A 23823-nucleotide genomic window follows, 5' to 3' on the forward strand; every position below is an offset into this window, starting at 1 on the left:
CTAGGAAGGAGATGAGAGATTTAAGAAATTAGAGTAACTATTTCTCACGGCGTTGCATAAATGCGGGATGATTTAGCAAGTTATAAAATTTCTCCCCCTGCTTCCCCTGCTTCCCCTGCCTGCCTAAATTCATCCCCCTGTTCTGCAACGCCTTTCTCACTCCCCACTCCCTATTCCCCATTTCCCCTTTAGTCTTCGTGATCTTCAAAAGGATCTCCTAATTCCCGGCTAGGAGGGCCAAAAGAGGTATAGATTCCATAGCCGGTGACAGCAACGAGGGCAGCACCGACAGAAATGATAAGAACTATTGCGGGTTCCATAAGTGAGTTATAGATGATGAATGTTATTCTTATAGAATATTACAGAAGATTAAAAAAAGCTTTGGCAACTAATCTTAGGTGAACTATGGCACAACGCACTAGGTTGGGAGATATCCTGCGACCTTTAAATTCCGAGTATGGTAAAGTGGCTCCAGGCTGGGGGACAACCCCTTTAATGGCTGTTTTTATGGGCCTGTTTTTCGTTTTTCTGCTAATTATTCTGCAACTTTACAACAAGTCAATTTTGATTCAAGATGTAAGGGTTGGCTGGTAGCTATTGATACGCAATAACCAAGCTAACTAATTAGCGAATCTGCACCCGGCTTGTCCGGGTTTTTTTGTCATTATTTTAGAGACATATCATGTCTCTATGTTAATCATTCATCCAAAAAATATATTTTTGAGGATTAAAGCATTAAGTGTTGACAATTATTACACCTTGTTTTAATGTTCCAATTGCATAAGTTGTATTTGTGGGTAGCATACTGAAAACGCTACTCTTAAATAGGAATGATCATAGGTTTTTGAATATCCTCTCTGAAAAGTGGGGAGTAGGAAGCAATGCAATTTTGGATTAAAAATTAATCTAAAATTCAAAATCTCAAATTTAAAATTCTTAGTCCCGTTCGGCTGACGCTCACTGCGAAGGCCCAGTCCCTAATCCTCTAAACTTCAAAGGAGAAACCGCGTGAATATATTTGGTATTGGTCTACCGGAAATGGCTGTAATTATGGTAGTAGCGCTATTAATCTTTGGCCCAAAGAAACTACCAGAAATTGGACGGAGTGTAGGAAAAGCAATTCGCGGTTTTCAAGAAGCTTCCAATGAGTTTCAAAGCGAGTTCAAACGCGAAGCTGAACAGTTGGAGCAGGTTGTGAAAACTACTGCTGAACTTGAACCCAAACAAATCGAATCTGTTAAATCGGAGCAAGAGGGAGCTGGTTCTTCTTCCCCTGCTACCTGAGAAAGTGCAGCGAATGGTTGATTGTAAACAAGATAGATGACAGAACCTGTAACACAAAATGCTTTGGTGATTCCCCAGCTAATTGTTGGGTTGGGGAACCCAGAGCCTAAATATGACCAAACACGCCATAATATTGGCTTTGCGGCTGTGGATGCGCTTGCTCGTGCTTGGCAGATTCCTTTGGCAGAAAATCGCAAGTTCCAGGGTGAATACGGTGAAGGTATCGCCCCTGGAGGTGTAAAAATTCGCTTGCTTAAGCCACTAACCTATATGAATCGCTCAGGACAATCAATACAAGCAGTAACGAGCTGGTATAAATTGCCAAGCGAGTCTGTGTTAGTGATTTATGATGATTTGGATTTACCTTTGGGTAAAACTCGCCTGCGGTTATCTGGTTCGGCGGGTGGACACAATGGAATGAAAAGTGCGATCGCTCATCTTAGCACGCAAAATTTTCCCCGCTTACGTATCGGTATAAGTAAACCTAAAAATGCTGTTAATGGCGATAACTCCGAGACGGTTTCTCATGTTTTAGGAAAATTTTCCGCCGCCGAGACTAAACTTATTTCCTTTGTTTTGCAGTTCGTAGTTGAATGTGTAGAGCTAAGTCTCAAACAGGGAGTAGAAAAGGCGATGAATCGTTGTAATAGTTATACTGTCGAGGCTCCTAAATCTTAGAGCTATCAGCTACACTGGGCAGAACGCCATCGCTAGTTTTTGGGTGTTCAACCTTGGTTGGTGGTCAACAACTATAGCTTGTTCCATCCAACCAGAGTTACACCTTTTATAAGACTTATTTATCAGCGAAATGATATACTCACACCCCTAAATGGGGTGCGGTACATCTTGCTTTATAATTTTCAAAATAGTGGCAACTTAATGTTCCTTGTTCTTAGGTCATTTCCTAAAGCAAAGCCACCTATCCAAAGTAAATAGGTTTATTTAAAAACGGCGTTTACGTCTAGATGCCACTGCCTTGCGTTTGCGTTTTTCTAACGGTGTTTCAAAGTGTCGATGATACTTAACATCAGCTAATATACCAGCCTTAGAAACTTGGCGCTTGAACCGACGTAGAGCTGAATCGATGCCTTCGTTTTCTCCTAAAACCACTTGGGTCATTCGTTTTCCTCATTGATTAATAATCTACATTGTAATAGTAGCCTCAAACTTAGCCAAACTTATTGAGGTGAAAAGAATAATAGTAATTTATCCAATTGAATCAGCTTATAGGGGTGTTTTCAGAACATAATCAACTACACTCCAACCCTGATGAATTTCATGATTGTGGTTACGTTTCCAAGCTAAAAATCAGAGTTTCTTGTATAAAATTTAATCTGATTTACTCATAAGTTTGGGTATAGTCTCATCTTGGTACTTGACTTAAAAGTTAATTCTGCCTCTATCTAATAATTTGTATCCTGCTGCTAATGCAGTGAAAGCCGCTAAGAAATTCCACAGACTCGTTGGTTTTAAGAAAACTCCCCCACTTAAAAAAACTAGTACAATACCAACTCCTAACAAAACAATGCCCAGGTTACCAGTTTCTCTACGAAAAAATATTAATAAAAAAACACCAGCCATAACTGCTAAGACAGAAGTGGTAGCAGGTAGACTACGGGAGAAAAATGAATAATAACCACTCACAAATATAATATTTTGTCCCAAAAAATAGATACTAATAAAAATTAGAATTAAACCTATAAATTTATTTAACAGCCTGCTCATAATTTTTCTACATTGCTCATGCTTGAGTTGATTGTTTATTTTGATTATTAATTTTACTCGCCTTTTGTCCGACTTTTATTAGTGAAAATACTTATTTGAAAGTATTTGTTTTTTCTGTAATCAGCCAAGAGTATATACTGGCTATAAAAGTACCGAATATTTATTAATTTACTCAATACTTAAAAATTACTAATGACTATTAAGGGAACACCAAAAAATAAATTATTCCAAATTGACAGTTAGTAGGGTGCGTCAGTATGAATAATTTCTAGGTACAGCTAAGTTTTCTCGCACTGACGCACCCAACCTACTTGGATATTTTTTATCTGGAAGTCCCTAAATATTTAATCCAATTACTGTTAATTCTGGTGGATGCTCAACAGTAAATTGATAATCTACTTCTTGTTTTCTTTGGGCTGGGATAGTTATTGTCCATTCTAAAATTCCCATTTCACCTAGTTGAATTGGCGGGTTGCTGCGGTTGAGGCGGACTTTAATTTGCTCGTTGCGGCTTATGGGTAATTGTTCAGTTAATTTCAACTGAGTCTCTTGATTAAGCAAATTAGTAATCACCAACCGATAAGTATAGGTAGTGCGGCGTTGATTACCAATAAGTTTTTTATCTACTTGGCGCTCAACTAAATCACGCTCGATTTTTAACCCTTCGTCAATTCCTAAGTTGAGTTTAAATTCTTGTCCTGGGGCAACATTTTCTAGTTGAGTTGTCCCAATAAATATATCATCACGAAAAATACTCGCTTTACCAGGTAATAAAGTCACACCATCAGAACTGTTTTTAACATTAGCTTCCAGATAGGCAAAGCTAACTAATCTTGGCATTGCTACATAATCAAGATTACATGGGTAATCATCATTAAAAATAGTGATTTTGTGTGGTGTGCCATCGCTAGGAATTTTACCACCGCCATTAAGTTTAAAAGTGACGATACTCCCTTCTTTGGATATTTCTGAGCCTACGTTTTCTGCCGCAATTAAACTATCCTCGGTAAGTTCTGCTTCTTCTTCTAATGGAATTCCTGCCGCAGATGGAACAGCAGTAGCTGATATAGCAGGTAGGGAAGGGCTGGTGGCTAGTTGTCGTCGAGATGGGCTACGCCCCGCCGTAAGCGATCGCCATACTTGAGGCGTTGGTGCGTCAATATACCAAGGTTGCAGTTTAGGCGGGATTGTACCTAATCCTGGTTTGGCGGTGGATAAGGTAAGCTCTATATCTAACCAATCTTCACCTGTATTTTGGGTGACTTCGGCAAGATAGTTCAAATTTACGGTCTTATTTGTACTATTCAAGCGCAAGTCATATAAGGGAGTCCAACTAGCATAATTCACTATGTAAGACACCTCTAACTCAAACTCACCTTCTCCTGTCGCTTCAATTAGTGCAACCAAACTTATGCTTTCTTGGGGATGAGGTGTTTGGATAACTTGCAACGAGTTGTGGAGTGCTTGTAGTTGTTTATCTAATTCTTGCTGTTGGTTTTTACATTCCCCAGAGGCGATCGCATATTCACTATACTGACTACCTAAAAAATTCAAAAAATCTAGAGTTTCACTCAGGCTGAGATTTTTCCGTGATAGGCTTTGAGCAAATGGTTCTTCCGTCTTTTCGCTTAAACCTTCGATAAACTTAGCCTGTAAAGTTAAAGCATCTACCTGGGCTTGGAGATGGCGTTTTTCTGTTTCTAATTGCTGAATTTGCCTTGTTAGCTGTGCAGATCGTTCAGCTACAGGTTCAGTGGTGTAGATGCGATCGCAGTTTATTCCTAACAAGCGCACCCCTACCGTACCTGTACCACCAACTCGAACAGACTCAGTTTCTAGTGTTACTGGCAGTGTAGTAATCACTAATTCTCGTTCTGTTCCTGATAAGGAAATCTTACCTTTTCGTGTAACTAAGGCTTTGTCACTGTAGGCTGTTACAGCTACAATCTGACTCTCTACTGTTTTTCGCCAAGATGGTGTTTCCGGGTTAACCACTGCCAGTTTTTCCCTATGTTAAATGACCCTGTTGGTTCATTTTGAAATTTTCCTGCTCTACCCGTCAAGCAATTTCAGACGAATTGAGAAAATGAGTGCTGAAGAAGTAGATTTCTTTCCCTGTTCCTACTTTCACTCAACCGCACTAGCACTATATTCAGGTATATCCACAGAACCAGAAACTGGCTCTGTTTGCCCTACAAACTTTTTGGCTGCATCTAACAGATACTCATAGTAAGTACGAGCTACAATAGACAACTGTTTGCCAGCAGGGTAAACCATGTACCATGTCCGCTTAATGGGGAAGTGCTGCACGTCTAGAATGCTAAATTCTGGTGCATCAGATAATAGGGTATGGCGAGAGAGAACAGAAATACCGAGTCCACCAGCGATCGCTTGTTTAATTGCCTCATTGCTGCCTAATTCCAGCTTTACTTTTACTGAAACACCTTGTTCTTCCAGCAGTTTCTGCACAGTCCGACGTGTTCCCGAACCTGGTTCCCTCATAATAAACGGTTCATTAGACAAGCGTTCTATAGGAATATTTTTTTCTTTTGCTAGTGGATGATTTGCCGGGGCAACTACCACTAAAGGATTATCTAAAAACGGGTGACAAGTAACATCCAAATGTTCTGGAACTTGACTCATAATATACAAGTCGTCCATGTTGCTAATCATCCGTTCTAGGATGCGTTCGTGGTTGGTTACTTGCAGCGAAATGTCAATCCCCGGATAAAGTTGGCAAAAAGGTCCCAACAATCGCGGAACAAAATATTTGGCAGTGGTAATTACAGCTAAACGCAATTGCCCCTGTTTTAGCCCTTTTAAATCAGCCACTTTCATTTCAAATTGGGCTATAGTTTCAAAAATTTGTCGACAGGTAGCGAATAATTCTCTTCCGGCTTCGGTCAAATATAGACGCTTACCCACTTGCTCAAACAGTGGTAAACCTACCGATTTTGTCAGTTGCTTGATTTGCATGGAAACGGTAGGTTGGGTGAGAAATAATTCCTCAGCAGCACGAGTAAAGCTACCGTGCCGTGCCGCAGCCTCGAACACCTTCAACTGGTGTAACGTTGCTTGGTTCAAGGTGATTCTCCTCTAATAGCGATTTATATATATAACACTAGTATTACTGAACACTTGCAAATCATATAAGTTCACTCATACGAAAGTTCTGAGTTTATTATAGATAAAAATCTATTGTCGCCATGAAAAGAGAATTGATTTACCTATAGTATAGATGGGATAATTTGCTCTTCTGAATATATAAAATTCTACTTTCAATACGAGAAATATTGCTTAGATATGGTCTAGAAAATCTATTTTTGTATAGACAAAAATCTATTCTCTCTATTAGGATAAAGTTCTTTTAATTATGGTCTTGAGAAGTTATTATCAAAAAAACAATCAAAGCGTAAGATGCCTTCCAGCTGCAAGATGAATGTTGAATGCTGAATCTTGAATGACGATTTTTATTCAGTTCATTATTCTTTACTTAGCAATTCATCATTCATCATTCCATACTTCTTCTGTGATTTTTACAGGTAAGGTGGCTAAGTCTGGCAACTGTAACACTTCCCTTTCTGCAACTTGCTCTCTGATATTTACTGGTAGCCTTAACGGTTGATGATGTTCGATCCAGCAACTTGCGATGGGCAAGGTTTGCTCTAACTCATCTAAGGGTCGAGGAATCACCATCACGGCATTGAGTTCTCCGATCCGTTCCGCCTCAAACATTCCTGCTTCCACTGCGACTGCAACGTTAGCCACAGAGCCACGAATAATGGCTGTACACAAGCCTGCACCAATTTTTTCGTAGGATGCTAGCTGGACATCAGCCGATTTGAGCATAGCATCACAAGCACCTACCATTGCTGGAAAGCCTCGTGTTTCTACTAGACCAATGGCTTGGTTACTCAAGCGGCTGTATGTACCCTCTTCCATTAACTGACTCAGGCGGTTAGTAATAGGCAATACTACATCAAGGTTAGGAAAGGGACGGGGAATTACCAAACTAGAAACTAGTTGTCCAAACTGTTCAGCAGTTTGCACACCAGCTTCAACGGCCAGTCGAACATCAGCAATACCACCCCGGACGATCGCTGTACAATGACCACTACCAATTTTTTCATAACCAACTAGGTGAACCCCAGCCGATTTCAACATCATGTCCGCCGTCCCCACGATCGCAGGAAAACTGAGAGTCGAAACTAAGCCCAAGGCTGTATCCCTGAGGTCGTCTTGACGACGATATGTCTGGCTTGTGCTAGTAGATTGCTGATTATACATCGTGAATTCTCCGAGATACTCACAACTTAACACTTACTCAGAGCGATCAGCTACGCTCTCTGGGCGGAACACCATCGTCAGAGACTGGGTTATTGAGGGCTTGTCTATGGGGAAATAATGTCACTAAAAGTCTTTGGATGCTCCCTTGTCCATAAATTTGAGTCCCGAAGGTGTTAGAGGATTCGGTGGCAGATTCACCGGATTCTGAATCTTCTGGGCTGATTGGTGTCACATTAGGCTCAGTGCCATTAGTAGTGTTTTGCTCTACAGTAGCAGACTGATTCTCTGGTGGTGCTGGGGGTGCTGTTTCTGAAACAGAATGTTGTTTAAACTCCACAAAAGCTGATGCCGATAAGGTAGTTGAAGTAATTACCTTAGTTTCATTCTCTTTGGGCTGTTGGGTATTGGTAGGAGTATTGTGATTGGTAGATGATTCAGGCATTTCAGTTGTATCAATCTGTCGAGTGGTATCACCGACAATCGAACCTGGTGGTACTACTAACCCTGGAGCAATGGAACAGTTAAACAATGTTGTGGCTGCGCCAACACAAGCATTCATGCCAATTTTGCCTTGACCAACCATCAAAAAACCGGCTCCCAAGCTTGCGCCCGCTTCTACTTCTATGCTTCCCTCGTTCACTTGGAGAATAGACCCCATGCCAATACATACCCCTGCCCCGATGATGATTTTGCTGTTTGCAGCCGCTTGGAGTATCACCCCTGGTGCAATTACGGCACTCGGATGAATTGTCACCTCGCCACTAATGTAGGACTCAAGATTGTTGTGGAGGCGCAGTGGCGGCACAGACATGGAAATTTTAACCTCAGAAGCCGAATATCAATTGAGGATTGGAGACTGGGGATTGGAAATTGAGAATTGAGGATGAGAAAAAATTTTTCCTCGTTTCCCCTGCTCCCCTACTCCCCTGCTCCCCTGCCTCTTCTACTATGGACGCTGAATAATTGTTTCCAGCACACGCCGCTTGGCTTTGGGGTCTATACCAATTAAGCGGACGTATTCTCCGGCAAATTCCGATAGGGAGGCTTCTACGGCGGCGATCGCTTCTCTTTCAGAAGTGGCTTGTATTGGCCCGGTACTACTCCAAGAACCTGTACGGAATCTTCTTTTATCTACGTGTTCAATGCTGAGTTTATACCCACCACCCAAGATTTGTCGTACCTGGTCTACTACCTCAGAACTCAAGCGAGTTGCGGTAGCAGTTGCGGTTGTCGATGACGTCGATGAGGCACTCACTACGGTTCTTTGGCTGCCAGATGGAGCTACTTGACCGTTGGGACGTTGGATAATACTTTCTAGTACGCGCCGTTTTGCCTTCGGATCAATACCAATGAGGCGTACATACTCACCTTGATGGCTGTCTATACACTCTTCCAAAGCAGAAACAACTTCACTGGCCGAAGTTGCTTCTATTGGCTTACAGCTATTCCAAGAACCTGTACGGAAACGACGCTCATCTACGTGTTCTGTTCCAATCTTGTAACCACCAGCCAATAACTGGCGAATTTGGTCTACGGTTTCACCACTAATTTTCCCACTGGTTGCACCGTTACTATAACCGTTGCCGTTGCTATTGCCGTTGTAGCTACCGTTTGTATTAGTAGCAGGAGCTTTGAAGCTGGTAGAACCTGCTACTACACCATCGGGACGTTGAATAATTGTTTCTAAAACTCGTCGCTTACCTTTGGGGTCAATGCCAAATAAACGCACATACTCACCACTGTGGTCAGCCAAACAAGCCTCTAAAGCTGCTAAAGCATCACCTACGGATCTAGCTTCAATCGGCTGACAGCTAGTCCAAGAACCTGTACGAAATCTTCTTTGATCTACGTGTTCTGAACCAATTTTATAGCCTTGCTCTAGTAAATAGCGTACCTGTTCTACGGTTTCTGCACCCAAGCTGTTGCTTGCCACTTCACTACTCCTTTCTAAACCAATAACTTTATTACTTGCATAAGATTTAACTTGTTCATTGCGAAGGGGGGCAATACACTTGCTATCCGCAGCACAAAGGTATCCAGCTCGCAATGCTTGATTAATCCCAATTACGTGATGGGCAAAATCTCTGTCTTGAGGTTGCACATCTGGCAAGCGATCGGCTTGCTTTTGGTTAGTAATGATCGCTCCTGAGGGAACATACTTACCAGGGGGAACTTCTACATCCTTAATTAGGGCGTGCATCATGACGATACAGCCTGCTCCTACTCTGGCATTAAATACCGTAGAGCGAAAACCAATGAAAGAATTATCCCCAACGTAAGCAGGGCCATGAATCAGCGCCATGTGTGTCAAGGACGCGCTGCTACCCACCCAGACCGAGTATTCTTGATTGTCATCGCCAACTACTCGACCTTGCTCCAATCCGTGAATAACTACACCGTCTTGAATATTGGTATTTTCACCAATATGAAAGGGTGTACCTTCATCGGCTCTAATTGAAGTCCCTGGAGCAATGATGACATTTGCACCGATCCGCACATCCCCAATAATGTTACAAAACGGATGTACAAATGCGGTTTCATGGATTTGGGCTTCAGCTAAACTCCTCGACCACGGGGTTGGGGGTGCCGCCGTGCTGCGGACTGCCATTGCGAGATTCCTCCTAAAAATTTGTCAGTTGTGAGCCAGTGCGTTCTTGGGGTTTTTTCCCATGAGCAACTGACGACCCTGAAAGGTCAGTTGTCGGTTGTCAGTTGTCTTGTTACTGACTAATGACTATGACTATCTATATTGGTCTTTTTTGCTGTAAATGAGACGATCTTCAACGTGAATAGTATCAATTATCGCCACTACGGCGGCATCTACAGGACGTTGCTCGTTGCCAAGTAATTGACGCGCCGCGCTACCACGGCTGATCAATACCCATTCGTCAAATCCCGCACCGACGCTATTATCTGCGGCTACCTCGTATTTTTGTAGGAGGTTTCCTTCTTCATCTACTAATTGCAACAACAGTAGTTTGACACCTCTAAGACTTGGATCTTTTTGGGTGCTAACTACTGTGCCGCGAACTTTAGCAATTTGCATTACTAATTACGGTCTTCTGCCGAAAGGACGAATTGCGTTCACATTTTCCCGAAACTGTTCTACATCTTCGGTATAACGAATTGGTAGGACGTATTCCAAGTTTTCATGGGGGCGAGCAATGATGTGTGTAGATAATACTTGTCCACCATTAACGCGCTTAACTGATTCAACACCTGCACCTACAGATGCTTGTACCTCAGAGACATCCCCTCTGACGATTACTGTTACCCGACCGCTACCAATTTTTTCGTAGCCCACCAAGGTGACACGAGCAGCTTTCACCATCGCGTCAGCAGCTTCCACAACTGCTGGAAAGCCTAACGTTTCTACCATTCCTACTGCAATAGACATTAGTTTTGATTCCCAAATAAAGTTTCTAGCTCTGGATTCCAGTGATACTCAAGACAGCAACCCCGTTAATTACTTTTTCGTGAATTAGCTTTTAGTACGGCGTAGCGTCAATCAAACCACCATTCAAAATTAACGAAACGCTTAGTACAGCAGCTTTTTAAATTTTGTATCGCTTTGCGCTTTTAGAAAAGTACCTTGAATTGCGCGCAGCAATACTTAGGTACGGAACTGTTCTACGGCTTCTGTATAACGAATCGGTAAGACATATTCCAGGTTTTCGTGGGGACGAGCAATGATGTGGGTAGATACCACTTCACCACCGTTTACCCTTCTAGCGGCTTCAATGCCAGCAGCTACAGAGGCTTGTACCTCAGAGACATCTCCCCGCACAATTACTGTGACTCTAGCACTACCAATTTTTTCATATCCTACCAAAGTTACGCGGGCAGCTTTCACCATCGCATCAGCAGCTTCTACTACTGCGGGAAAGCCTTTAGTCTCAATCATTCCAACTGCAATTGGCATCGCAGAACTCCTAAAAAATTAATCCAATCAGTACTGTGGTTTGAAATTTTGGACGGGGAAGCTCATCTTGAGCTATCAAAACACTTCCAAACTAAGCATAGAAAAGCTTGGCGTTTCTGGCAATATAAATTAGTATAATAGTTTATGATAAAAAAGTTTAAAAAAACTTAACGAAAATTTATAGCCTGGTTGCTTGTCATCAAAGTTCTTTAATTCCTAGCGCAACCACTTATGCTTTATAATTTTTTTATGTCATTCACAATAAGACATTGATAACCAAGACTAAGCTTGTCTGGTGAGGAGTGTTCAGAGGCTGTATGTTTTACTGTTTCTGTCTTTCCTCTATTTTTTGCTAAAGATCAAAATTTTCTAAAAAACACATAAATTTTATTTATATATTCTATAAACTAATTTTCTGAAAGCAAAAACAGTAGCTAGGAAACAAAAATAAAGATGTAATAAAAGTCGGCATTCTTGCAGAAATAAACTTACAGTCAATTAAACCTTATTAGGGGAGTATAAATACAAAATAGTTATTTAAGTTTAGTGAAAAAAAAGTTAAAAAAACCATAGTTTTTGGGAAGATTTATTTTTTTTAGTAAATCATTGTTTTAAGAGTTTGCAAAAAGTTAAGGCTGAGTCTTCAAGGAAAATCTAAATGAATCAGTTTCTATTTACAACAAGTTGGTGTGTACCTTTTTACAGCTTGATGGGCGCACTTTTGACATTACCTTGGGGAATAGGAATAGTTCGACGTACCGGGCCAAGACCTGCGGCGTATTTTAACTTGTTGACCACCCTTTTGAGCTTTGCTCATAGCCTATTAGTATTTAAGGATATCTGGAGCATAGAACAAGAAAATCTAGTGATTACTTGGTTTCAAGCTGCGGATTTAAACTTGTCCTTTGCGTTGGAACTCTCACCAGTTAGTATCGGGGCTACAGTTTTAATTACTGGGCTGAGTCTTTTGGCTCAAATTTATGCCTTGGGTTACATGGAAAAAGACTGGTCACTAGCACGTTTTTTTGGACTGGTCGGCTTTTTTGAAGCAGCACTGAGTGGTTTAGCTATCAGCGATTCCTTGTTTCTCAGCTATGCACTATTAGAAATATTAACGCTTTCTACTTACCTGCTCGTAGGGTTTTGGTATGCTCAACCGCTAGTGGCGACAGCTGCAAGGGATGCCTTTTGGACAAAGCGCGTGGGTGACTTGTTGCTGTTGATGGCTGTTGTTACCCTTTCTAACTTGGCAGGGAGTTTGAACTTTTCTGACTTGTATGAGTGGGTACAAACAGCGAATTTAGACCCAGTAACTTCAGCATTGTTGGGATTGGCTTTAATTGCTGGGCCGGCTGGTAAATGCGCTCAATTTCCCTTACATCTGTGGTTAGATGAGGCGATGGAAGGGCCGAACCCAGCGTCTGTGATGCGGAACTCACTGGTGGTAGCTGGCGGTGCTTATGTACTGTACAAACTTCAACCAATCTTAGTTCTGTCACCAGTGGCATTGAATGCCTTAATTATCATTGGTGGGGTGACAGCAGTTGGTGCAACGTTGGTTTCTATTGCTCAAACTGATATTAAGCGCTCATTATCTCATTCCACTAGTGCATATATGGGACTGGTGTTTTTGGCAGTGGGTTTAGAACAGGGTGGTGTAGCGCTGATGCTGTTGTTAACCCATGCGATCGCCAAGGCACTACTATTTATGAGTTCTGGTTCCATCATATATACTACCCACAGTCAAGACTTGACAGAAATGGGTGGTTTGTGGTCAAGGATGCCAGCTACTACTACAGCCTTTGTAGTTGGTTCCGCAGGAATGGTGACACTACTACCACTAGGTAGCTTTTGGGCGATGTTGGCTTGGGCTGATGGATTGGTAAGAGTTAGCCCTTGGGTAATTGGAGTGTTGATATTAGTCAATGGTTTGACAGCCTTAAACTTGACGCGGGTATTTAGACTGGCATTTTGGGGGAAAGCGCAACAAAAAACCCGCCGCGCGCCAGAAGTCGGCTGGACAATGGCTTTACCAATGGTGACACTGACGATATTGAGTTTATTATTACCCCTGATGCTACAGCAATGGTACTTATTACCAGCGTGGGAAAGTATTGACTGGTACATAGTTTTAATATTGGTGTCTTCTACTGTAGCTGGTGTGGTGATTGGAGCAACAATTCATCTCCACAAAGCTTGGTCACGTTCAACAGTGTTGAGTTGGAGATTTGTCCAGGATTTATTGGGTTATGACTTCTACATTGACCGCATTTATCGCTTGACAGTCGTAAGTGCAGTAGCTTCATTGTCGAAGATTTCTGCGTGGAGCGATCGCTATTTAGTTGATGGTTTGGTTAATTTAGTTGGCTTTGCCACTATTTTCGGTGGACAAGGTTTGAAATATAGCATTTCCGGTCAATCCCAAGGATATATGTTGACCATCCTCGCAGTAGTCAGCGCCTTAGGCTTTTTTATTAGCTGGTCATTGGGCTTACTCGATAAATTGCCTTTTTAAGAGTGCTGAGTGCTGTTAGAGGTAGCGGGGCGTTCAGCCCGTGCTGAGTGAAGAAATTAATTGTTTTATTTCTTCTGCCCCCTGCCCCCTGCCCCAAAACCTCATTTCCTGATGTTTACCTATGCTTAGTGTCTTAATCTTCGCCCCATTATTGGGTGCGCTTCTAATTGGTATACTCCCTTCTGGCATGAACGGGAGAAATTCCCGGAATGTGGCATTGATTTTTGCAAGTTTGACTTTCTTGTGGTCAGTAATACTGGCAAGCCAGTTTCAACCAGGAGAAGTTAACCAACAGTTTAGTGAGTTTCTACCTTGGATAGATTCCTTGGGATTGAGTTATAATCTGGGTGTGGATGGTCTATCTTTGCCGTTGCTGGTGTTGAATGGATTATTAACAGGCATAGCCATTTACAGCAGCGATGAATCCTTACAGCGTCCTAAATTTTATTACTCCTTGATACTGATATTGAGTACTGGGGTAGCTGGAGCCTTTCTGGCTCAAGACTTATTGTTGTTTTTCTTGTTTTATGAACTGGAACTCATTCCCCTATATCTATTAATTGCGATTTGGGGTGGTTCAAGACGGGGTTATGCAGCGACAAAATTCTTGATCTACACTGCTTTTTCGGGAATTGTCATTCTAGCCAGTTTCCTCGGCTTGGTTTGGTTGAGTGGATCTGGAAGTTTTGCACTATCTAGCTTAGATGCTAAGTCTCTACCCTTAGCAACTCAACTCCTACTATTAGCAGGAATTTTAGTAGGTTTTGGCATCAAAATGCCGTTAGTTCCCTTTCATACTTGGTTGCCAGATGCTCACGTTGAAGCTTCTACACCGATTTCCGTGTTGCTGGCTGGCGTACTTTTGAAATTGGGAACTTATGGTTTATTACGGTTTGGGATGAACTTGTTGCCAGAAGCCTGGGCTTATGTAGCGCCTTGGTTGGCAGTTTGGGCAGTGGTGAGTGTATTGTATGGTTCATCATGTGCGATCGCCCAAACAGACATGAAAAAAATGGTAGCCTATAGTTCTATAGGACATATGGGCTACATACTGTTAGCGGCGGCGGCGGCGACACCTTTAAGTACTTTAGGCGCTGTCATGCAGATGATTAGCCACGGGTTAATTTCGGCACTGCTATTTTTGCTGGTGGGGGTTGTGTATAAAAAAGCAGGTAGCCGCGATTTAGATGTGATCCGGGGATTGCTGAACCCAGAACGAGGTATGCCTGTCATTGGTAGCTTGATGATTGTCGGTGTTATGGCCAGCGCGGGAACTCCGGGAATGGTAGGTTTTATTTCCGAGTTTATTATATTTCGGGGAGCATTTGCGGTTTTTCCAGTGCAAACACTGATATCAATGATTGGTACAGGTTTAACGGCGGTTTACTTTTTAATTCTCGTAAATAAAGCATTTTTCGGGCGCTTGTCGGCACAGGTTCTGAACTTACCACGAATTTATTGGGGCGATCGCATTCCTGCTTTTATCTTAGCAGGGCTGATTGTGCTTTTTGGTATCCAACCATCTTGGTTAGCCCGTTGGACTGAACCCACTATCACAGCTATGTTTAGTGTCGAAAATACAGTAGCAACAGTCAGTCTAGATAAAGTAAAGGGCAAAAGTTAACGGTTGGTAATTGGTAATGGGTAATTAAATTTTATCTATTACCTATTACTAACCCCAAAGAATAATATAAATCTGCAAAGAAAAACAATATTTTTATTTATTAGGGAGAAATAATCATGGTAAATATTAAAAATAAGCCAGTTAATAAACCTTTAGCTGAATATATTGAACGCCTGAAAAAAGGAGATGCACTACTTGTAGATAGTCCCCAAAATGTATTGGAAGTAGTGGGAATCCTCAAAAGCTATGGTGTAGTTCTAGATGCTTATTCCAAAAACCTGATTTATATAGCTGATCATCAATTTTTAATATTTTTCCCATTTTTTAAATATTTTAATGGGGATGTTTCTTGGAAGAAATTACTACGTCATTGGTGGCATGACAGAATCAATTTTGAATATGCCGAGTATTGCATGAAAGCCATGATGTGGCACGGTGGCGGTGGCTTAGACGCATACTTAGATACTCCAGAATTTCAGGAGAAAGCAGAAGCAGTTATTCAAGCAAAATTTGCTAAAAATCCCTTGATTAAAAGTTTGAATCAACTGTTTCCAGATTTTTTAACTGAACAGTTAAGGGTGTCTGCTTACTATAGCGGGTTGGGTCAATTTTGGCGAGTTATGGCTGATATGTTCCTGAGCTTATCAGACCGTTATGACCGTGGTGAAATCAAGACAATTCCTCAAGTTGTAGAACATATTAAAGCTGGTTTAGTTGCAGATGCCACCAAGCCGATTACTTACGAGGTGAAAATACAAGATAAAGTCTATGAAATTATCCCCAAAAGTTTAGGTTTGACTTTCTTAGCAGACACAGCAGTACCTTACGTAGAAGCAGTATTCTTTAGAGGGACTCCCTTTTTAGGAACAGTTTCTTATAATGCCCAAGCCTATCAAATTCCCCCTGATCAAGCTCGATTTCAATACGGTGCATTATACGCCGATCCTTTGCCCATTGGTGGAGCAGGTATTCCTCCCACCTTACTAATGCAAGATATGCGTCATTATTTGCCAGAGTATTTACATGAAGTTTATCGCCGTAGTATTAGGGGTGAGGATGATTTGCGAGTGCAAATTTGTATTACTTTTCAAAAATCAATGTTTTGCGTCACCACAGCCGCTATTTTGGGACTGATGCCTTTTCCTTTGGATACCAATGAACCATCAGAACAGGAAGCAAATCAAGTCTATCTAGAAAAATGGATGGATAGATTTGTCACATCAAGATTGGTTGAGGTTAACACATAAACAATTATAATTTTGGAAAATCCGTCAACACAAACATAGCAAATGTTAGGCGATCGCTATAAAAATCTTCATCTAATTCAGCAACTAGACCCAGTACATGATCACTGCCAGATTTATCATTTAATTAATGGCTATGAGTTCTCCTGGGATATGACGCGTTCTTTGGAAGTTGCACTGATGCGGACTTACTGTATTCCCAGCATTTCCAAGTTACTGAATCAAACAGGAGAATTTATTCATCGTCCCCAAAAACGCTACGATGATACATCCATAATTGTAGTTGAGATTGCCAAGTGGGGTTATGATAGCGATCGCGGCAAACAAGCCTGGGAACGCATGAATGCAATCCATCGCCGCTTCAGGATTGATAATGCTGATTTCCTCTATGTGCTTTCGACATTCATTTACGAGCCGATTCGGTGGAATGCTCGTTTTGGTTGGCGACTCATGTGTGAACAAGAAAAATTAGCCGCGTTTTACTTCTGGCGGGAAGTAGGTAAGCGGATGGAAATTCAAGATATCCCCGAAAGCTTCGCAGAGTTTGAACGCTATAACTTAGATTACGAAAAACAAAACTTTCACTATTCTGATACAAATCGCCGTGTCGGAGAAGCAACCCGCGATTTATTTTTGAGTTGGTATCCTTGGTGGATGCGATCGCTCTTAACACCAATCATATATGCTTTACTAGATGATACAATCCTTGATGCTTTCGGTTTTCCCCATTCTTCTCCCTTACTCCGTTCCCTTGTAGCCAATATTTTGAAATTACGCGCCAGATTCTTGCGGTTATTACCACCACGGACTCAGCCAAACTTTTATATTGACTCTCCCATCCGCACCTATCCCAATGGTTATGAGATAGAGAAGTTAGGGCCAGCAGAAAGCAAGTAGCTGGTATTATACATCTGGTTCAACACCAAGAGAGCGTAATTGAGCAATCAGGCGATCGTTCCTTTGGCGTTCCTGTTCGGCTCTCTCTTCACCAGTCAGCAACAAATTACCGTTCGCATCCCACCAGCGTAGCCACGGTAATTCCATATTCTGATATGAGTCCGGACAGATACCTAACTCCACACCTAATGGATGTATGGGATAATGTCCGCGTTCATTGGCTGCTAATAATTGATACTGCCCCTCAATTAGGTGATAAACTTCTATACTGGCTTTATTTACCTCATAAATGCCATAAAATGGCGGACGTATCACCTGCTCATAAACCCAAAATTTACCCTTCCAAGGGGTTTTGTCTCGTTCTTCCGTACCATCACCAGACACAAACTCTAATGCAATCAATGGTGCAATAAACTCGCGCCACAACACATAAGACCTGCGGGTTTGCCCATCCAGCAAGGGCGGTACATTCGGTACATAAAACCAATCTGGTGCTTCCGCGCCTTTTTCTGGGGGGTCAGTCATCCGCCAATAGATACCGCTATCTTGACCTATGCAGTATTGTCCATCAGGATGGCGTTTTTGTAATACAGGTTTAATCGAGTCGGTGAGTAGAATGCTTTGGGGATGTTCCTGAAAGTTTTTCACAAAAGTGCCATCGGACTCTGGTAGCTGCGTATGGTCAGGAAATGGCGTGAGGTCAGTGTCTAGATTGGTTGCAGAGGTCATAAGGCTACCTTTGCAGAGGTAAGGGTTGTTTTTTAGTATAGCAGTGAGAAGGTGGGGGGAGGGCGATCGCAGTGCTTTTGCCTGAGGGCAAAACTAAAGGCTTATGGCGGATAAGTGGAAGAGGGAGGAGGAGCGATCACAGTGCTTTTGCTAAGTTTTATATTTCACAGTAGGAAGATGACGACCAATATAACCAATGATGACTTTTCCTGGTTCTTTTGGAAAGAAGTGAATTCGCCAGTTACAAAACCTTAATTTAATATGCCTATCAAACAAACGCTTTTCACCATCAGGACAGAGAAACATTCTCTCATTTTTATATTTATTAAGAGTCGGTTCACTTTCTCTCGACTCATCAAGAGCATGGCTTTTTACATCGAATAGTCCAGTTTTCCAGTTTTCTGTACATTGCTGGAGTTCACGTAATACTTTCAATACAGGCTGAAGTTCTAACTGTCTTGTGCGGATATTTTTTAACTGCTTATAAACAACTTCACAAAAATCTAGATTTGGAAATAATTCTTCTTTCCGATTCCATATATCTTCTCCATCAATAACTATTTCATGAATACGCTTTTGTATCCATTCCTTATGTTCATTGACATGATAACCGTAGCTAGAGTGCAGAATCTCTAAAATTTCATGAACTATTTCCTCATCTTCATTAAGTTGTATTGTATCGATTTCTATATTGCTACAATTCCAGCATTCATCTGAGTTAAAACTTACTGCTATGGTATCAAGCAAATGAGCAATACCAAGTCCAATTGCTAGTTTTCCCTCATAATAGAATTCAGATAAGCCAGTATTATTTTCAATATCTTGAATATCCGAATTGCCTAAATCTATCGATAAGGGAGCTTTCGTTGCAAGGGCTTTTATAAAACCTCTTTCCCTTTGATCTGCATCATTAAACCAACGACCAACTGGATAATTAGGTGCAAGCATGATTGTATTAAACTTTTCTTGAGAGCGAAGATTAACCTTAATACCCTGTGCAGTAAAAGCTTTAATAGTTTTAATTAACTCAGACATCCATTGTTGTGCTATTCGCTCATTTGGAGCTATATTTTGCAGAGATAGCTCATTTAATATTAAATCAAGCTCCACACCTTAATCTCCCACAGCAGGTTCTAACAAAATGTCCAAACTTTTTTCCCATTCATCAAAAAATCCATCTGGCCATCGGTCGATTCTACCATCCCGATCAATGTGAGGTGACACTACTTTTGTGTCAGCCTGTCTTTGTTTTTCTTGTTGCTGAAAGTAATGCAATTGGACATAATGTGGGGTAATAATACCGCCATGAACAGCAAGACGAATACCGTTTAAAATATGATCGCTATGAGTTTCTATCACAACCTGGATACCATAACTAGCAGCAAGTGCTAATAGTTCTCCCATTTTTGCTTGTCCTCTGGGATGGAGATGAGCTTCTGGGTTTTCAACTAATATTAGTGTACCAGGAGGTGATGAAAGTATAGCGACAATGATTGATAAAGTGTAAGTAATCCCAAAACCAACATTGGTCGCGCGGTAACGATTACTGTCTCCATAGAAATATTTAATATTTACTAAACCCATTGCTGAGTTAGCTTCTATTTCGATCCGGATACCAGGACTAACCTCTCTCATCCATGCTTCCACTTGATCTATGAGATCCATTGATTTTGCTTGTGGATAACTTAGATTTACGATGGGTATTGCTTTACGTCCATAAATATAAAGAAAATGAGCTGTATATTCTCCTCTAGTACCAATTTGTCTCAGTCGTCTAACTTGATAATCAGACATTTCATTAAATGAACGAGGGCCAATTCTTTCAGCTTGAAGGTAGTGAAAATTTTGACTAAAAATGTTTGATTTATATATTTCAGTATTATCTGGTTCTGAAATTACATTTAAAACATCTTCTTCTTTCTCATCTGGATTGTAATTAAAATTCCATGTAGCTTCATAGTTTTCCCAACAAATTTCAAAGCTTATATGGTTCTCCTTCGCACTTTCATAAAGAGCATCTTGTGCTGTACCAATACTTACCAAGTCACCATTTAGAGCCAAGCCAGTTTTTGGCAATAAATCCTGTTGATAAGATTGACGTAGCAGTAGTAGTGATTGAAGCACAGTAGATTTTCCAGTGCTGTTAAGACCGGAAATTAGTGTTAGAGGTCTAAACTCAAGTAACTGATTCTCAAAACGCTTGAAGTTAATTAAACGAATAAAACGAATCATGAAAGGACTCCCTGAACAATTTTTTCAATAGTTTCAAATCTACATTCAACTTTTTTAGCCGCCTGGGATATGGATGAAAGAAAATCTTTATTATTATCTATCTCATTAATAAAGGTGTCAATTAGTTTTTGTTTAGACTTCTCTAGCTGATTGATATCTTCGTTATTAAGCTGACTCAAATATACTGACCAAGTTTCAAACAGGGATTTATTAACTGGAAATTTTCTATTATTTTTTTGAGAAATTTTACGAAAAGCATTCTCTCCCAAAATATCAAAAGCCGCTAACATAGCTTTTTTAAAAGTTTGTTCGATCTTTGTTAATTCTTCATCAGTTAAGTTATTTATTTTCGTTAAAGCTTCACTTAAAAATAAATCTCTAGTGTTCTCTTTATAATCTTTATAAGAAGTGAGCATGAATGCCAAATAACCAAGTATAAATTCCCGGTCATCCATTCGCTTTCTCTTAGATTCGCTGAGATCAATGACCTGTTTAAATTCTGGACAATCTGCAAGTTTTCGTAAGAATTTATTTGCTTTACCTGGGTTGAGAGCATGACGTAGTTCTTGATTTGAGAGACGTACACCACCTGTATTGATCCGTTTAAATATATTATATTTTACTTCTGTAGGGGTTCCTTTTTCAATTAAGTAGACTGTAGGTTGAGTTTCAAGGATTCTCCGTTGGTATCGTGGTTCTAGTTGGTCATAAGTTTTACCCACTAAATTTGTTAGGTACTCTAGCTCACTTAATATCCACTTTTTATCAGTGACAAATTCCTTGAGAGTAGATAGTCGTTGTAATCCATCTACAACTACCCATTTATCATCATTGGTAGCATCTATGTAAAAAGCAGGTAGTGGAATGCGAATAAGAATGGATTCAATAAGTCGGCTTTTAGCACCTGAATTCCATATATTTGCCTGGCGCTGAAAATCAGGTGCTAAATCTAGTGCTGCCTCATCAATTCGCCTTAGTAATTGCTCAATAGTCGGTTCCCTAGTAACTATGTTAATTTTTTCAGGATCATATTGAAAAGTAACTTTTTCATATTGTTCTTCATCGTTGTCTTCTTCATCTAAACTTGCTTCATCAGCGACTTCTGCGTTGTAGTTCTTTAAATTTGTCACTTTGCTTACTCCTTTAGTATTAACACCTATTTATTCAGTTATTGTTGATGTTTGGTGTTACTACATCAGCAAACGAGGCTTGTGAACTGGTGTATTTCAATCTTACTATCTCCCCAAATGATAGAGACGCGAAATTTCGCGCCTCTATATAGCTAATCCATTATTTATTTACTTCGCTACAACTAAGTCAACAGGCTTCACACCCGCCAAATCCAAAATCTTCGGAATCAAATCTTCCCGCTTCACAGCCATGACATGGACACCATGACACAATTGCCTTGCTACCTGTACTTGCTCGGCAGCAATTTTGACACCTTCTTCTAGTGGGTCTTTGGCTTTGGCTAATCTATCAATAATGTGTTCAGGTATATTTACACCGGGAACGCACCTATTAATAAATTGAGCATTTTTGGCGGATTTCAACAGAAAAATTCCTGCCAAAATTGGTTTTTTATGGACAGAAGCTATCTTATCCATGAACTTTTCTAGCCTTTCAAAATCAGTGATTAATTGACTTTGAAAAAATTGCGCCCCGGCTTCAATTTTGCGTTCAAAGCGACTTTGCAAACCAGACCAACTCGCACACTGCGGGTCTACGGCTGCACCTGCAAATAAATCTGTTGCACCATCGGTCAAGGGTTTATCGTTGCAATCGACACCTTGATTCATTTTCCGAATTAGTTGCAATAGTCGTACTGCTTCTAAATCAAAGACGGCTTTGGCTTCTGGATGGTCGCCTGCTTTCACAGGGTCGCCAGTCAAAGCTAAGATATTACGAATACCTAAAGCATGAGCGCCCATGAGGTCGGCTTGTAATGCAATACGGTTGCGATCGCGGCAAGCCATCTGACAAATTGGTTCAATACCCTGTTGCAACAAAATTGCTGATGCTACCAATGAAGACATCCGCAATACCGCACGGCTACCATCGGTAATATTGACAGCATGAACTCTCCCCTTAAGAGTCGCCGCCATTTCAATCATGTGAGTAGGATTTCCCCCTTTTGGTGGTGCTACCTCGGCGGTAACTAAAAATTCCCCCGCTTGCGCGGCTTTACTGAAATAGTTCAAAGCAGTATGGCTATGGTTATCGTCCATAACGTGATGATGTCTGTTCTTTTTTAGGGTATAACGAATTACACCTGAAAGAACAAGGGATTAGGGAAGGATGAAATATAATTCACCCAGCACTCCCTAATTACAAATTAAACGGGTAGAGAATACCCTAAAGCTGCTTTTACATCTGCTAAGGTTTGGTTAGCAACGGCTTCTGCTTTTTCTCGGCCGTCACGCAATACAGACTCTAAATAGCCTTTATCAGCAGTGATTTCTTGATATTTTTCTTGGATGGGTTTGAGGGCGTTGATTGCTGTTTCCGTTAGCAAGGGCTTGAACTGTCCCCAGCCCATGTCTTGACATTCTGCGGCTACTTCTTCTTTCTTTTTACCAGACAGCAACATATATAACGTTAACAAGTTGTTGCACTCTGGGCGTTCTGGATCGTCAAAACTTAAACCTTTTACTGGGTCAGTTTTACAACGTTTAATCTTATTAGCAATCTGGTCTGGTGGGTCTAAAACATTAATACGGCTTAACTCTGAGGGGTCGGATTTAGACATTTTGCGTGTCCCATCGGTGAGACTCATCACCCTTGCACCTTCCTTGCGGATTAAAGGGTCTGGTAATTTCAGTACAGGTTTATCTTTGGCGAATTGGTGATTAAATCTGTTGACAATATCCCGTGTCAGTTCCAAGTGTTGCTTTTGGTCTTCACCTACGGGTACTTTGTCGGCTTGGTAAAGCAAGATATCAGCCGCCATCAACACTGGATAAATTAACAAGCCTGCACCGACATTTTCCCCTTGCTTGACTGCTTTTTCCTTAAACTGAATCATGTCTTGCAGCCAGTTCAGGGGGGTGATGCAGTTGAGTAACCAAGCGAGTTCACTGTGGGCTGAGACGTGGGATTGGACAAAGATATTTGAGTATTTTAAATCAATACCACAGGCTAAATAAAGTGCAGCGATCGCATAGGTGTCTGCCGCCAATGTAGCTGGATTATGCGGTACAGTAATTGCGTGTAAATCCACTACACAAAAGAAATTATCGTACTGGTCTTGAATTTCTACCCAGTTGCGAATCGCCCCTAAATAGTTACCCAAATGTAGATTACCAGTTGGTTGAACTCCCGACAGAACGCGCTGCTTACCCATAAATCCTAGTTTAGTTATCTC

At 41.1% G+C, this 23823-nt stretch carries 24 protein-coding genes; 7 read left to right on the top strand and 17 right to left on the bottom strand.

Features of this window, described 5'->3' with window-relative positions; all coding sequences use genetic code 11:
* Positions 1 to 188: 188 nt before the first annotated feature.
* The gene (gene psbN, locus H6G18_RS06105) at positions 189 to 320 is read right to left on the bottom strand and encodes a photosystem II reaction center protein PsbN (protein WP_190406199.1); all 132 of its coding nucleotides are present in this window, start codon (positions 318 to 320) and stop codon (positions 189 to 191) included.
* 85 nt (positions 321 to 405) lie between these two features.
* Between psbN and psbH the strand changes: the two genes are divergently transcribed.
* The 3 genes from psbH to pth all read left to right on the top strand — a co-directional run bounded on the left by psbH (position 406) and on the right by pth (position 1962).
* Positions 406 to 594, top strand: a complete 189-nt coding sequence (gene psbH, locus H6G18_RS06110; protein WP_190406200.1) for a photosystem II reaction center phosphoprotein PsbH — start codon at positions 406 to 408, stop codon at positions 592 to 594.
* Between the two features lie 414 nt (positions 595 to 1008).
* On the top strand, positions 1009 to 1284 hold the full coding sequence (locus H6G18_RS06115) for a TatA/E family twin arginine-targeting protein translocase (RefSeq protein ID WP_190406201.1): 276 nt from the start codon (positions 1009 to 1011) through the stop codon (positions 1282 to 1284).
* 36 nt (positions 1285 to 1320) lie between these two features.
* Positions 1321 to 1962, top strand: a complete 642-nt coding sequence (pth, locus tag H6G18_RS06120) for an aminoacyl-tRNA hydrolase (RefSeq protein WP_190406202.1) — start codon at positions 1321 to 1323, stop codon at positions 1960 to 1962.
* 264 nt (positions 1963 to 2226) lie between these two features.
* Here the strand turns inward: pth and rpsU are convergent, their stop codons facing one another.
* The 10 genes from rpsU to H6G18_RS06170 all read right to left on the bottom strand — a co-directional run bounded on the left by rpsU (position 2227) and on the right by H6G18_RS06170 (position 11218).
* The gene (gene rpsU, locus H6G18_RS06125; RefSeq protein ID WP_190406203.1) at positions 2227 to 2403 is read right to left on the bottom strand and encodes a 30S ribosomal protein S21; all 177 of its coding nucleotides are present in this window, start codon (positions 2401 to 2403) and stop codon (positions 2227 to 2229) included.
* A 261-nt stretch (positions 2404 to 2664) separates the two neighbouring features.
* Complete coding sequence (locus H6G18_RS06130; RefSeq protein ID WP_190406204.1) at positions 2665 to 3009, bottom strand: hypothetical protein; 345 nt, start codon at positions 3007 to 3009, stop codon at positions 2665 to 2667.
* A 336-nt stretch (positions 3010 to 3345) separates the two neighbouring features.
* Positions 3346 to 5004 carry a mucoidy inhibitor MuiA family protein gene (locus H6G18_RS06135; RefSeq protein WP_190406205.1) on the bottom strand — a complete coding sequence of 553 codons (1659 nt, stop codon included), beginning with the start codon at positions 5002 to 5004 and terminating at the stop codon, positions 3346 to 3348.
* A gap of 132 nt (positions 5005 to 5136) precedes the next feature.
* On the bottom strand, positions 5137 to 6093 hold the full coding sequence (locus H6G18_RS06140) for a LysR family transcriptional regulator (protein ID WP_190406206.1): 957 nt from the start codon (positions 6091 to 6093) through the stop codon (positions 5137 to 5139).
* A 420-nt stretch (positions 6094 to 6513) separates the two neighbouring features.
* Entirely contained in the window at positions 6514 to 7296 is a 783-nt protein-coding gene (locus H6G18_RS06145; protein WP_190406207.1) for a carbon dioxide-concentrating mechanism protein CcmK, read from the bottom strand.
* 46 nt (positions 7297 to 7342) lie between these two features.
* Entirely contained in the window at positions 7343 to 8107 is a 765-nt protein-coding gene (locus H6G18_RS06150) for a transferase (RefSeq protein ID WP_190406208.1), read from the bottom strand.
* Between the two features lie 135 nt (positions 8108 to 8242).
* The gene (locus H6G18_RS06155; RefSeq protein WP_190406209.1) at positions 8243 to 9904 is read right to left on the bottom strand and encodes a ribulose bisphosphate carboxylase small subunit; all 1662 of its coding nucleotides are present in this window, start codon (positions 9902 to 9904) and stop codon (positions 8243 to 8245) included.
* Between the two features lie 132 nt (positions 9905 to 10036).
* Positions 10037 to 10342, bottom strand: coding sequence for a EutN/CcmL family microcompartment protein (locus tag H6G18_RS06160; RefSeq protein WP_010995040.1), 306 nt, complete (start codon positions 10340 to 10342; stop codon positions 10037 to 10039).
* Positions 10343 to 10348: 6 nt separating this feature from the next.
* On the bottom strand, positions 10349 to 10693 hold the full coding sequence (locus H6G18_RS06165) for a carbon dioxide-concentrating mechanism protein CcmK (RefSeq protein ID WP_039748664.1): 345 nt from the start codon (positions 10691 to 10693) through the stop codon (positions 10349 to 10351).
* A 216-nt stretch (positions 10694 to 10909) separates the two neighbouring features.
* Positions 10910 to 11218 carry a carbon dioxide-concentrating mechanism protein CcmK gene (locus H6G18_RS06170; protein ID WP_010995042.1) on the bottom strand — a complete coding sequence of 103 codons (309 nt, stop codon included), beginning with the start codon at positions 11216 to 11218 and terminating at the stop codon, positions 10910 to 10912.
* A 658-nt stretch (positions 11219 to 11876) separates the two neighbouring features.
* Here H6G18_RS06170 and H6G18_RS06175 point away from each other — a divergent pair.
* From H6G18_RS06175 to H6G18_RS06190, 4 genes are all read left to right on the top strand, one after another.
* Positions 11877 to 13733, top strand: a complete 1857-nt coding sequence (locus H6G18_RS06175; RefSeq protein ID WP_190406210.1) for an NAD(P)H-quinone oxidoreductase subunit F — start codon at positions 11877 to 11879, stop codon at positions 13731 to 13733.
* Positions 13734 to 13854: 121 nt separating this feature from the next.
* The gene (locus H6G18_RS06180) at positions 13855 to 15357 is read left to right on the top strand and encodes an NADH-quinone oxidoreductase subunit M (protein ID WP_190406211.1); all 1503 of its coding nucleotides are present in this window, start codon (positions 13855 to 13857) and stop codon (positions 15355 to 15357) included.
* Between the two features lie 116 nt (positions 15358 to 15473).
* Entirely contained in the window at positions 15474 to 16604 is a 1131-nt protein-coding gene (locus H6G18_RS06185) for a CO2 hydration protein (protein WP_190406212.1), read from the top strand.
* Positions 16605 to 16646: 42 nt separating this feature from the next.
* Positions 16647 to 17498, top strand: coding sequence for an oxygenase MpaB family protein (locus H6G18_RS06190; RefSeq protein ID WP_190406213.1), 852 nt, complete (start codon positions 16647 to 16649; stop codon positions 17496 to 17498).
* A gap of 6 nt (positions 17499 to 17504) precedes the next feature.
* Here H6G18_RS06190 and H6G18_RS06195 read toward each other — a convergent pair whose 3' ends face one another.
* The 6 genes from H6G18_RS06195 to trpS all read right to left on the bottom strand — a co-directional run bounded on the left by H6G18_RS06195 (position 17505) and on the right by trpS (position 23802).
* Positions 17505 to 18227 (bottom strand): Uma2 family endonuclease, encoded by a 723-nt coding sequence (locus tag H6G18_RS06195; protein ID WP_190406214.1) that lies wholly within the window; start codon positions 18225 to 18227, stop codon positions 17505 to 17507.
* Between the two features lie 150 nt (positions 18228 to 18377).
* Complete coding sequence (locus tag H6G18_RS06200) at positions 18378 to 19337, bottom strand: hypothetical protein (RefSeq protein WP_190406215.1); 960 nt, start codon at positions 19335 to 19337, stop codon at positions 18378 to 18380.
* Between the two features lie 3 nt (positions 19338 to 19340).
* Positions 19341 to 20459, bottom strand: coding sequence for an AAA family ATPase (locus H6G18_RS06205; RefSeq protein WP_190406216.1), 1119 nt, complete (start codon positions 20457 to 20459; stop codon positions 19341 to 19343).
* Positions 20456 to 21589 (bottom strand): DUF262 domain-containing protein, encoded by a 1134-nt coding sequence (locus tag H6G18_RS06210; RefSeq protein ID WP_190406217.1) that lies wholly within the window; start codon positions 21587 to 21589, stop codon positions 20456 to 20458. The genes H6G18_RS06205 and H6G18_RS06210 overlap by 4 nt, the downstream gene beginning before the upstream one ends.
* 168 nt (positions 21590 to 21757) lie before the next feature.
* A complete protein-coding gene (locus H6G18_RS06215; protein ID WP_190406218.1) occupies positions 21758 to 22687 on the bottom strand; it encodes a methylenetetrahydrofolate reductase in 930 nt (309 codons plus the stop codon).
* Between the two features lie 107 nt (positions 22688 to 22794).
* Positions 22795 to 23802: a tryptophan--tRNA ligase gene (trpS, locus tag H6G18_RS06220; protein ID WP_190406219.1), complete on the bottom strand. Its 1008-nt coding sequence runs from the start codon at positions 23800 to 23802 to the stop codon at positions 22795 to 22797.
* Positions 23803 to 23823: the final 21 nt, after the last annotated feature.

The organism is Anabaena subtropica FACHB-260 (assembly GCF_014697105.1).
Classification (GTDB): Bacteria; Cyanobacteriota; Cyanobacteriia; order Cyanobacteriales; family Nostocaceae; genus Trichormus; species Trichormus subtropicus.

Bases quoted from the DNA above. Each gene is read 5' to 3' on its own strand.
- trpS (WP_190406219.1), bottom strand. From the start codon at position 23,802: ATGGGTAAGCAGCGCGTTCTGTCGGGAGTTCAACCAACTGGTAATCTA.
- H6G18_RS06215 (WP_190406218.1), bottom strand. From the start codon at position 22,687: ATGGACGATAACCATAGCCATACTGCTTTGAACTATTTCAGTAAAGCC.
- H6G18_RS06155 (WP_190406209.1), bottom strand. From the start codon at position 9,904: ATGGCAGTCCGCAGCACGGCGGCACCCCCAACCCCGTGGTCGAGGAGT.
- H6G18_RS06180 (WP_190406211.1), top strand. From the start codon at position 13,855: ATGCTTAGTGTCTTAATCTTCGCCCCATTATTGGGTGCGCTTCTAATT.
- H6G18_RS06205 (WP_190406216.1), bottom strand. From the start codon at position 20,459: ATGATTCGTTTTATTCGTTTAATTAACTTCAAGCGTTTTGAGAATCAG.
- H6G18_RS06145 (WP_190406207.1), bottom strand. From the start codon at position 7,296: ATGTATAATCAGCAATCTACTAGCACAAGCCAGACATATCGTCGTCAA.
- pth (WP_190406202.1), top strand. From the start codon at position 1,321: ATGACAGAACCTGTAACACAAAATGCTTTGGTGATTCCCCAGCTAATT.
- psbN (WP_190406199.1), bottom strand. From the start codon at position 320: ATGGAACCCGCAATAGTTCTTATCATTTCTGTCGGTGCTGCCCTCGTT.
- H6G18_RS06185 (WP_190406212.1), top strand. From the start codon at position 15,474: ATGGTAAATATTAAAAATAAGCCAGTTAATAAACCTTTAGCTGAATAT.
- psbH (WP_190406200.1), top strand. From the start codon at position 406: ATGGCACAACGCACTAGGTTGGGAGATATCCTGCGACCTTTAAATTCC.
- H6G18_RS06130 (WP_190406204.1), bottom strand. From the start codon at position 3,009: ATGAGCAGGCTGTTAAATAAATTTATAGGTTTAATTCTAATTTTTATT.
- H6G18_RS06160 (WP_010995040.1), bottom strand. From the start codon at position 10,342: ATGCAAATTGCTAAAGTTCGCGGCACAGTAGTTAGCACCCAAAAAGAT.
- H6G18_RS06165 (WP_039748664.1), bottom strand. From the start codon at position 10,693: ATGTCTATTGCAGTAGGAATGGTAGAAACGTTAGGCTTTCCAGCAGTT.
- H6G18_RS06175 (WP_190406210.1), top strand. From the start codon at position 11,877: ATGAATCAGTTTCTATTTACAACAAGTTGGTGTGTACCTTTTTACAGC.
- rpsU (WP_190406203.1), bottom strand. From the start codon at position 2,403: ATGACCCAAGTGGTTTTAGGAGAAAACGAAGGCATCGATTCAGCTCTA.
- H6G18_RS06150 (WP_190406208.1), bottom strand. From the start codon at position 8,107: ATGTCTGTGCCGCCACTGCGCCTCCACAACAATCTTGAGTCCTACATT.
- H6G18_RS06170 (WP_010995042.1), bottom strand. From the start codon at position 11,218: ATGCCAATTGCAGTTGGAATGATTGAGACTAAAGGCTTTCCCGCAGTA.
- H6G18_RS06195 (WP_190406214.1), bottom strand. From the start codon at position 18,227: ATGACCTCTGCAACCAATCTAGACACTGACCTCACGCCATTTCCTGAC.
- H6G18_RS06190 (WP_190406213.1), top strand. From the start codon at position 16,647: ATGTTAGGCGATCGCTATAAAAATCTTCATCTAATTCAGCAACTAGAC.